The sequence below is a fragment of the Parafrankia sp. FMc2 genome, assembly GCF_041008525.1.
Classification (GTDB): Bacteria; Actinomycetota; Actinomycetes; order Frankiales; family Frankiaceae; genus Parafrankia.
Map to the genome: position 1 here is coordinate 1 of NZ_JBFLUG010000435.1, position 984 is coordinate 984.

1 protein-coding gene is annotated in these 984 nt (G+C 66.4%); it reads left to right on the forward strand.

Annotation, left to right across the window (positions count from 1 at the left end):
* On the forward strand, positions 1–981 hold a 981-nt coding region (locus tag AB1460_RS37785; RefSeq protein WP_368967381.1), incomplete at its 5' end, for an acyl-CoA dehydrogenase family protein.
* Positions 982–984: the final 3 nt, after the last annotated feature.

Below are 984 nucleotides of genomic sequence, written 5' to 3' on the forward strand. Positions count from 1 at the left end.
TACGCGCTGGTGGTGGAGGAGATCGCGCGGGGGTGGATGAGCGTCTCCGGGGTGATCAACACGCATTTCATCGTGGCGTACCTGGTGTTGCAGCACGGTACGGAGGAGCAGCGCCGGCGGCTGTTGCCGAAGATGGCGACGGGGGAGGTGCGGGGGGCGTTCTCGATGAGCGAGCCGGGGTGCGGTTCGGATGTCGCGGCGATCACGACCCGGGCTGACCGTGAGGGTGACGACTATGTCGTGACCGGGCAGAAGATGTGGCTGACCAACGGTGCCCGCGCCGGGGTGGTCGCGACGTTGGTGAAGACCGACGAGGGTGCCGAGTCGGTGTATCGGAACATGACGACGTTCCTGTTGGAGAAGGAGCCCGGGTTCGGGTCGCACGGCGGGATCACGATCCCGGGCAAACTCGACAAGCTCGGGTACAAGGGTGTCGAGACGACGGAGATGATCCTGGACGGGCACCGGACACCGGCCAGTTCCATCCTGGGTGGGCCGGACGCGGCGGGGCGTGGTTTCTACCAGATGATGGATGGTGTCGAGGTCGGCCGGGTGAACGTGGCGGCGCGGGCCTGCGGCATCATGATCCGGGCGTTCGAGCTCGCGATCGCGTATGCGCAGCAGCGGCGGACGTTCGGCCGGCAGATCGCGGATCATCAGGCGATCGCGTTCAAGCTCGCGGAGATGGCGACGAAGGTCGAGGCCGGGCATCTCATGATGGTCGCCGCCGCGCGGAAGAAGGACAGCGGGCAGCGTAACGACGTCGAGGCGGGGATGGCGAAGTTCCTGGCCAGTGAGTACTGCCACGAGGTGACGACCGAGTCGTTCCGGATCCACGGCGGCTACGGGTACTCCAAGGAGTACGAGATCGAGCGGCTCTACCGCGAGGCCCCGTTCATGCTCATCGGCGAAGGCACCTCCGAGGTCCAGAAGCGCATCATCAGCCGCGCCCTGCTCAAGGAGTACAAGCTCCCCGGCTGAGCG